Annotated in this window: 5 protein-coding genes and 1 pseudogene; 1 reads left to right on the forward strand and 5 read right to left on the reverse strand. The window is 35.6% G+C overall.

Annotated elements, in window-relative coordinates; translation table 11 throughout:
• From VLB74_RS00310 to VLB74_RS00330, 5 genes and pseudogenes are all read right to left on the reverse strand, one after another.
• Window positions 1–2429 (reverse strand): annotated as a pseudogene (locus VLB74_RS00310) (hypothetical protein); the annotation flags it as partial.
• 885 nt (window positions 2430–3314) lie between these two features.
• Window positions 3315–5408: a VapE domain-containing protein gene (locus tag VLB74_RS00315; RefSeq protein ID WP_325201478.1), complete on the reverse strand. Its 2094-nt coding sequence runs from the start codon at window positions 5406–5408 to the stop codon at window positions 3315–3317.
• Between the two features lie 78 nt (window positions 5409–5486).
• Complete coding sequence (locus VLB74_RS00320) at window positions 5487–5765, reverse strand: helix-turn-helix domain-containing protein (protein ID WP_325201479.1); 279 nt, start codon at window positions 5763–5765, stop codon at window positions 5487–5489.
• 89 nt (window positions 5766–5854) lie between these two features.
• Window positions 5855–6754: a hypothetical protein gene (locus VLB74_RS00325; protein ID WP_325201480.1), complete on the reverse strand. Its 900-nt coding sequence runs from the start codon at window positions 6752–6754 to the stop codon at window positions 5855–5857.
• A gap of 258 nt (window positions 6755–7012) precedes the next feature.
• Window positions 7013–8230: a site-specific integrase gene (locus tag VLB74_RS00330; RefSeq protein ID WP_325201481.1), complete on the reverse strand. Its 1218-nt coding sequence runs from the start codon at window positions 8228–8230 to the stop codon at window positions 7013–7015.
• A 416-nt stretch (window positions 8231–8646) separates the two neighbouring features.
• Between VLB74_RS00330 and VLB74_RS00335 the strand changes: the two genes are divergently transcribed.
• Complete coding sequence (locus VLB74_RS00335) at window positions 8647–9174, forward strand: hypothetical protein (RefSeq protein WP_325201482.1); 528 nt, start codon at window positions 8647–8649, stop codon at window positions 9172–9174.
• The last annotated feature ends 283 nt before the right edge of the window (window positions 9175–9457 follow it).

Here is a 9457-nt window from a genome sequence, read left to right on the forward strand (position 1 = left end):
ATTGTTCCCTGTAAAGCGCAAAACGCTGCTGATGTCCAAGTAATTGTAACACTTGTATTATTCCAACTAACTATGTTACCACCAGTAATATTCCACACAGTGTGATCAATAGTTCCTGTATCTCCTGTAAGGCTATAAGTTATGGTACTGTTTTCACAGACTCTAATGCATGGCCCATCTGCAATATTCTCATCGAATTTTATACGTGGGTCCTCTTCCGTAAGCTGGCAACTTACATCTGACCCCCACGAAATGAAAATACCACAGCCCGGAATTAATGTAACCGGAACCGTAACTGGAACCGCACATTGTCCAATCGGTGTAAAAGTATAATTACCTGGTGCCGTATTATTAATTACAGCAGGATTCCAAGTGCCTTGTATCCCATTAACAGAAATGGTTGGCAGTACCGGTGGCACAGTTCCTCCGCAAATTGCGGTTGGGAAAGTAAAGATTGGTGTTGCTCCCGGATTTACTTTAATGAGTACTGTAGCCGTACCACAGTTGGAAAGATTCCCAATTTGGCACAATTGATACGTTAGCATATAATTGCCCGGAGCAACGGAAGCTGGAACTGTAATGTTTCCAGAATTGCTTATGGTAGCACCGGTAAGTCCTCCGTTATCAATAAGGGTTACGGTAAACAAACTCGGGTTTAAAACGGATCCGCAGAAGGAATCGTTAGTAAAGACAGTTGTTGTAGTACCGCCTTCGCAACCGTTTATAGGACTTGCAGAGAAATCATCGTTAGCTGCATTTAATACCGGGGGTGTTAAAGTAACCCGGACTGTTGCAACATCGCAGTGTAAAGGATTATTCAGATTACAAATACTGTAAGTTAAAGTATAAACCCCAGGTGCAGTTCCCGGCGTAACCGATACAAATCCTAATGATGTATTTAATGTTAACTGTGGTATAACAGGAGAAGTTTGTGTAATTATCACATTTCCTGTTGATGCCGGATTGCCAAAAACACTATCATTACCTAAAATCGGGATCTTACTCATTGTACAAGTAGAGAAGCGGACCATATCATCAACTGCGTTTATACAATTGTTGAAAGAGACATCTGGGCCTGTATCGTTTGCCGAATTGTCGAAAATAGGATTTAAATTGAAGACCGTATTGGGGCAGATTCTAGTGAAATTACCCTGCACTTGAAATTCATAATTCCCGTTTGGATTAGCCCCAAAAAGAGAGACTGGTACCGTAAAACAAAACGTTTGATTGGTTTGATTTAATGATGTTGGCGAAGGAATTGACGCAATAACTACACCATTTTGGATAATATTTAAGGATATATCACCATATTGACCATTTAATGGTAACTCATATGTTCCGCAAATGGTTTGTGTTGTTGTGGGACAAACAATTGTTGGAATTGAGTTTAAATTAATACTTCCTGATATAGGGTTTGCGCAGTTTGTTCCGCAAATATTATCAATATATACAGTCCCAAAATGTCCTGTTCTTGAACAGTCGGCAATTATAAATTCAAGAATTACCTCCTGACCTATTAAATCATGTGTATCAATTCTGTCGCATCTCCATCCTGTAAACAATGTTAGATCTGACACCTCATCAGTAACTACTTGCGTAGAAGCAAACACACAATCATTTGGATTTGAAACAACTATGTTTTGTCGAATAATATTATAATTTAAGTCATATATTCTTACAGCAAAAAAAGGTTGTTCATTAGGTGTATGTTGGGAAGGATTTTGTAATATTAATGAATAATTGTAATTTAAAAAATTTTCATCAACAGTAAAACTAGTTGTCATTGTTGTTATATCAAGCCCTGAAAACATAAATCCCGGTGGGGGACCAGTATTAGAGGGACCAGTATTACTTGATCCATTCAGTTTAATTGCTCGGTTACCAAATTGTACTCGTGGTGTGTTTACGGCAGGATCAAGGTTTGACCCTGAATTAGTGACAATTGTGGCAAAAGAATTAAAATTTTGCGTGTTTGATGCACCTATACCACCAAAGCCTGTTGTAACCATTGTGGTAGGATTATAACCACCTGGGAAAAGAGAAACCGATTTAAAATGCCTGAAATCGAAATCGATATTAGGATCCGCTGTTTCAAAGTCACCATTATTACAAATTAGCTGTCTTTTTGCAACCGATGTTTGATATGGTAGTTTTTTTTGAGGGTGCTTTTTAAAAAATTCCTCTCTTAACTCATAATACTTAGCGCTGTTAACCGATTGTTTAAAATTTTCTTCATTATATGTAGACGAGTGTTCTTTACTCTCCGATAACATTGCTTCACGTATGCCTTTAACCGTTTCGGGTTTTAGTTGATACGTTTTAATCTCCTTAAAAATATAAGACTCAATTTCCTTTTCAATTTTTTCAATATCCCTTGGAATTTTCTCTTGTCCCCGCAGTAACGAGGTGCAACAGATAATAATCAGCAATAATAGTTTTTTTCATAAATAATAGATTTGTTGTTAATAATTTTGATTATATAGCTATATTTTGTAAATATATTTTTATAATATCAATTATTATAACGCAAAACCTACATTTTATATAACATATAAAATGTAATTTGTGAGTTTTTATTTATTACCCAGAGTCGGTTTAATAGCTTTGGTATCAACTATATTTTTTGCCAATTTTTAAAATGTAATAGGCTAAATATTTAGCGAGATCTTAGAATGAAGACCGCTCGATACAAAATTTAAATCGAGAACAACGTCTGGTTTGAAGATAACTTTGTACTTCTATTATTCAAAGTAAACTAATCATAACTACTTTTTGAATCACTACCATAAATCTCAAAAGTTTATGTGATTTTAAATTCATGTTTTGTATGTTGCCCATCAAAACAACAGGGAATTTAAGCATTTAGGGTAAGGAGGGTAAGCAAATTTTAAAGAAAAGATTCTGAAATAAATACAGAATAACGAAAACGGATTTAACCGCTAAAAACAATGCAAACTGAAACAAGCAGTGTTCTGATTTGCATTGCAATAGTCTTATGTTTCCTGATTTTTAGTTTCAGAAAAAAAACGAAAAAGTTTCAACGTTTTTTGCTTACCCTCCTTACCCTGTGAAAATAATGTAATTTGAAGCAAAATAGTAATTACAAATTGCTTCGCCAGTTCGACTTTAAAAGTCTCGGGTATGAATTACTAATTACGGAAATCAGCGTTCAAAAATGAAACGCTGATTTTACGGATTATACCGATTAACACTGATTTTATTTTGAATAGTACTGCTTAAAAATTAAAAAAATATGGCTGAAAAATTCTATAGCCATAGATTATTATGATTAGTACAGATTATTTTATTATCGGTTATTCCTCTGCCATTTTATTTCTAATGTCCACTTCTTCGTATGAGTTTTCTCTTAAAGCGTAGACAAATATGCCGTTCTTTTTCAAGCGAAGGAAGTTGTGTTTTTTTAATGCTTTCCCCAATTTGTTTATTGTTCCGTCATTGATATTTAGCTTTGCCCTATCGGCTAGTTTTGCAGCAATTTGGGAAGCGTTTAAGTAATTGTTGGCAGCTTCTTTTTCGCATGGTTCGAACCACGTTAAAAGCAATTCTTCTTCCGGGCTTCGGAGTTGGTATTGTTCGTTATTTGCGGTAATGGATTTGATTTCTTCCTGATCGAACCAAAAACGGAATCCTTCTTTGAATAATTTCAAAGCCTGAGCATAGACTAAATTAATATCTACTTCGTGTTGGTATTGGATGTGTTCGACTTCAAAACAAAGGAAACGTCTGCTTCCTGTACTGTCGTTTAGGAACTGAGCAGTATTTACACTACCAGCGAAAGATGCCCTTCTTGGCATGGTTTCGTTGTTGTGTCCGTAGGCTCTTCTCATTCGGATTTGGGTTTTTGTGATGATTTCTTTTAGCGAACCGATTTCGGAACGGTTTAGGTTTTCCAATTCGTCCAGATTGATTAGCATACATTCGGATAGTTGTACCAACGTATCTTTGTTGTTCGGGTTTATGGTTCCGGAAAACAGATGTTCTTTCAATGGTTTTGGTATTAGTTTTTCTACCCAAGTGGTTTTTCCAAGCCCTTGTTTCCCGCTGAATACGATTACCGTGTGATTGATTACCTTTTCATCCAACACACAGCCTACCATAGCTACTAACCATTTTTTAAAGCATTGCTGCCATAGTTCCTGTTTTGTTGTACTTATTGTTTCGGCTAATTGGCTGATATAGTCCTCTGTTTCATCGTATTCTGGCAAATTGTTGAAGTAATCCTCGAAGGGATTGTATAACGGACAGAAATCGGAATACAACAAGTTTCGTAGCGAAGATAGGTTTGTTTTGATTCTTCCTTTTAAGCATTCACGAAGCATTGAGTTTTCAATGAAGTCGTTCATAACATTCCATTTCTTTTTCCCGAAATATTGGAACTCTAATTTTCCGGAAACGATGTTGTGCCGGAAGACGTATTTACAGGATAGAAAGGTTTCCAGTTTGTCGATTTGGGTTGGTCTTGGTTTGTCATCGTCATCTTCCTCGAATGAATCACCTCTCGACTCCGCTCGAGATGACAAAGCTTCTTCTTTTGCTTTACTTTTTTCAGATTTCCCAAATTCATGCAAATTGCCGTAGGCACTGTTTACGGTTTGGGCTACTTCTTTTTCGTCGTAGCCGAAATCGGTTTGGATAAAACTTAACGCTTCCTGTAAAGGCACGCCTTTTCGGTTTAGGTTGCATGCGAGTTGGTGTACGAATACGTTTCGACTACCATTCACGAATTGCACTTTTTTTTCGGTGAATTTTATGCAATGATTGTAGATGGCTTCGTAGTTAGTCGCAGTCGCAGTCACGGTTTGCAGTGGAGATGCTTCGACAGACTCAGCATAATCAGATTGCTTCGCTTCGCTCGCAAAGACAATCGCATCGGGATTATGATATAGGTTTTCATCACAGGAATAGAAGCATAATCGGGTGATGTCTTTGCCGGATTTATCTATTTCTAAACTCAATAGGTTTTCATAATGAAATTGTACCAACAGAAAGGTTTCTTTGTGGTTGGCTTTGTCATTGTCGGTTTTGACTAAAATTTTTAGACCGTTTCCGGACGGACTAATGAAGCTTGCCAAAGTGTATTCGCTTTGGTTGGCGGTATGTTTGGCTTTGCTTAATGTTTCTGGAGTCAATTTGTCGATGTCCAGAATGATGATATTGGAGTATTCTTTTAGAAATTCCATTTTACGCCCGCCTTCAAACTTTCCGGAAGGTGTAAAAGCCGGAAGGGATTTCTTGGCTTTCTCGTAGGCTTCCATTTTGTTTTCGGTAAGGGATTTTCGCAGGTACACGATGCCGGGTTTGTACTTTCCGGTTTTTATTTCCTGAAGGATGTCGGGAATGGATTTGTGTTCCACTACCTCGTTAAAGTTTTTGAATATAGTTATCATCTTTTTGAATTAGAGTTTATGATTTCTTTTAACTTGCAATCACAAGTTTCACAGGTTCCGTTACACTGTTTCATATCCTTACTTTTTGAAGGCTTTATTATAGTGTTCAACCATTAACTTCTCTACGTCGGATAGTTTGTAGTAGATTTTGTTTCCGACTTGACTGAAGGAAATACGTCCTTCGTCTCTCCAGGTTTGTGCGGTGCGTTTGGAAATTTTAAGCAATAAAAGAAACTCCTGATTGTCCAGGAAGGTTTCTTTCTTCGGGTCTGCCTTGGTGTTGATTTGGCGCGAAATAGCATCTAAACGTGCTAGGATTTCGTTGTACTGGTCTTTTGTTAAGATAATTGCATCCATTTGTTTATTTTTTAAAGGTTTATGGTGCAAATGTGTGAAGTAGAAAAAAGTCCTAAAGTCCTGAAATGGTCTTGTAGGACTCTTTTGTTTTATAGCATTTTGTCGATGTCTATTCGTTTGTGAGGTTTCGGTCGTTTGTCTGTTCTTGATGGTTTGAGTATGGTTTCAACAGTTTGGGGACTTATTTCGTTTCCTTCTTTGTCGGTAAAAGAATTTACTATCATTGAAACCATATCATTGACGTTTCCGTCTATTATTGGATTGCCATTAGCAAATAATTCTCTGTGTAATTGGTAAAATATGTCCACAAACTGATTTACATTACAGTTGACTTTGAGTTTGTTATACGGTAACTGATTGGGGTTAGTTTCCAGAATTGCCGTACCTAATTCAGCTTTCAATTTTCGGATAGCATAAATCTGTTCTATTTCTTTGACACATTGCTGGTCGTACAAGGGAAGTTTTTGATTTATGAAATCGATATTGGTTTGTTGGTATTCGTATTGTTCTTTGGTTAATAGTATGATTCTTTCCTTCTCACAAGGTGTATCATTAAGTTGCTTTTTGAGTTCGTAAAAAGAGAAATGACGGTCTTCGTTTTCAGCATTGATGTACTTTTTCGGAATATTCCCTTTGGATTCTTTTACGCTCGTAGATTGCAATTCTTTACGTCTAAATTCAATTTGATTTAATAATTTATGATAACGACATAGACTTTTCTTTCCGGTAAATTGGTCTTCATTATTTGAAATCAGTTCTTCAAAGTGATTCAGCCAAAGCGTAGGTTCTTTGACTAAATTGGCTTGATAGCTGATAAAAGCCGGATAATCGGTGTGCGGAAGCTCAAATACTTTCCGCATTAAAGCATCGCAATAGGTTTGTAAAGTTTTGTTTTGGTCAATAATAATATCAAAATTTGGGGCAATGGTCGTAATGGATGTTTCCGAAATCATTTCTGAAAAGGAAGCGGTTTGATAGTTGTATTCCATAAAATTCTGATACGTTTTTTGATTGATGATTGTGGCTTACATTTTATTACCTGTTTTCAAGTAGCAATCGACTTAATTTCGCTTTCCTCTTTCAGTACTTTACTTACAAGTTGTCGGCGAAAATAAAAATTAAAAAAAATCCTTCTGCGAAGGATTTCATAATGTTTTATTAATTTTTCAGTAAGATTTTAACTACTCATTTTCATCATTGCAATTAACGTGCCAGTAGGATTTTTAGTACTGCAACTTTTTAAGATTTTAGTAGATAAATTCATCAACCGCTTTGTCTAATTCTTCGCTGATGATTTTGGCGTATATCTGTGTAGTGCTGATATCTTGATGATCCATTAGCTTAGAAACGTGTTCGATACGCATTCCGTTGTTTAACGCATTGGTTGCAAAGGTGTGGCGGCTTAAATGGAATGTCAAGGCAAAAGGTAATTCCATTTTCTTGCCGATGCGGTTTAATTGGAAATTACAGGCTTTGTTTGCTTTTTCAATCAGTTCGTGGCAGTACTCTTCGTTTTTGAAGTATAAAGCTTCGTTCTTTGTTATTGGGAAAATGAAATCGTTAGGTTGTGCATTTTTGGTTTTATACTTCTGAATAATATCCAGTGCTACCTTTCCAATTTTAAACTGGTGTACTCTATCGGTTTTGCGGATTAGTTTTTTAATACGACTTTCTTCCTCGTTGAAATGATGCCATTGCAGTTCGACTACATCGCCAAAACGCAAACCTCCGGCGTAAATGGAAAATAGAAACATATCCTTTGCTAATTCGGCAGCAGAGTCTTTTTTGACTTCGGAATTGATTAGTTTTTCGATTTGGTCTTTCTTTAAAAACATTCGCTTGGCGGTGTCTTTCTTCAAAGTCAATTTACTGAACGGATACATGTATTCCGGGATTAAATCTTCTTTAATTGCTTCCTTAAACATAATCGCCAAAATCATTACAGAATAACGTTGTGTGGTTTGTCCGTTCTTTAAAGTATTACTCATGTAACCGATGTAATTTAAAAGCAAAGAAACTGTGATATCATCAAAAAATACATCCTTACTTCCTACCCATTTTTCGAACTTCTCCAGGTACACTAAATAGTTTCGATAGGTTCCCACCGATACGTTGCCTCTGATTTTCTCACAATGCTTGTAAGCATACTCAAAAAAGTTAGGTACTTCTTTTCCCTTAATAGCTTCTTTAAGCTTTTTGCTTGAAACGGTTTTTACTTTGCGTTCCATATCGGCTACCTGTGCTTCGGCATCGGCTATCTTTTGTGTAAGGTTAGCGTTCATCCTTGCGCTGTGGGAATGATTCTTTTTTACTCGCTGCTTTACTTCATCCCACTCGCTCTCTTTTAACTTCACTCCCGTAGTGATAAATTTCGCTTTTCTGTCTTTTATAAGTCGGATATACAAAGGACTGTGGCCGGTTTGGTCTTTCTGATTGGTGCGTAATACTAATTTGATAGATGCCATAAAATACAAAAAATTGAAATGTTGTACTATATTTGTAAAGGAATGCAAACGAGTGAAAGCATTGTAAATACTGACTATTCAAACGGGTGCAACGTGATACTAAAGTACAACATTAGGTACAACAAAACAAGTATTTTGATGCTTTTTGTTGCACTAATTTGTTCTTTCATTTTTTAAAAAGTCAATAAATACGGTACTTTTGGCGCATTTTAGAACTTGCTGTTAAAAAGTAGAGATAACAGCGGTTTTATGCTATAGCGGGGCTTGGGATTTTTTGGATTGGTCAGTGCTTATTTTCTTCTTTAAAAAAGAAGTTTTTTCTTTCCACTTTTCGGTATATTTGTGAACATCAGTAATAAAAGTTCCGCCACTTCATAAAGCCGGCGGGACATTACCAGCAATTTTACACCAACTTTATGATTAAAGAAAAATCAATATTCTCGGTTTTATGTTTTTCATTGCTTCTTTTAAGTTGCAAAAAGGAAATAGCAGAAACTAAATTAGATTATAATCAAAAAGCGAATGAATTGATTCAACAAATAATATTAGATGAATCTTGTGGGTGCATTTTGGAAATTCCTAAAGAATCGATATCAAAAATAAATGCAGCAGAAAATCCTTTAAGTAATATTGGAGAAAAAATAATTATTGATCTCGGTTTAAAAAATCAAAAAGAGTTAGATAGCCTAGAAAATATTTCTAAAAATTTCGATTTAGATTCTAGCTTTCTAGAACAAAATAGTGTAGTTGTATTCAAACGAAATACTATAAAAGAAATATCAAAAGACAATAATATTTTAAAAAAATGTCCAAATGGTATTCAATATTTCTTAAAGCCCATATTTAACAAAAAATACGATAAAGCGTATATACGTTACGGTGAAGCTTTTATGTGTTTATCTACCCCAGGAGCTACTTACAAATTTGAAAACGATAGATGGTAAAATAAAAAAACTGCTGGTAACAGCGGTTTTATGAAATGGCTGGCTTCGGTGTGTATTTGTAATGGTCAGTGAATATTTTTCTTTCTCCGAAAGAGGCTTTTTTCTTTCAGTCTTTTCGGTATATTTGTAAACATCAGTAATAAAACGCCGCCACTTCATAAAGCCGGCGACCGTTGTGCGACATTGAACTCGACGAAATGAAAACGCGATGAATAAAAAAACAATATTGATTTTTATATTAACAGCCGGATTTTTTCAATCATGTTTTGATTTACATAAAAGC

It is taken from the genome of Flavobacterium sp. (genome assembly GCF_035456225.1).
In the GTDB taxonomy this organism is placed as follows: domain Bacteria; phylum Bacteroidota; class Bacteroidia; order Flavobacteriales; family Flavobacteriaceae; genus Flavobacterium.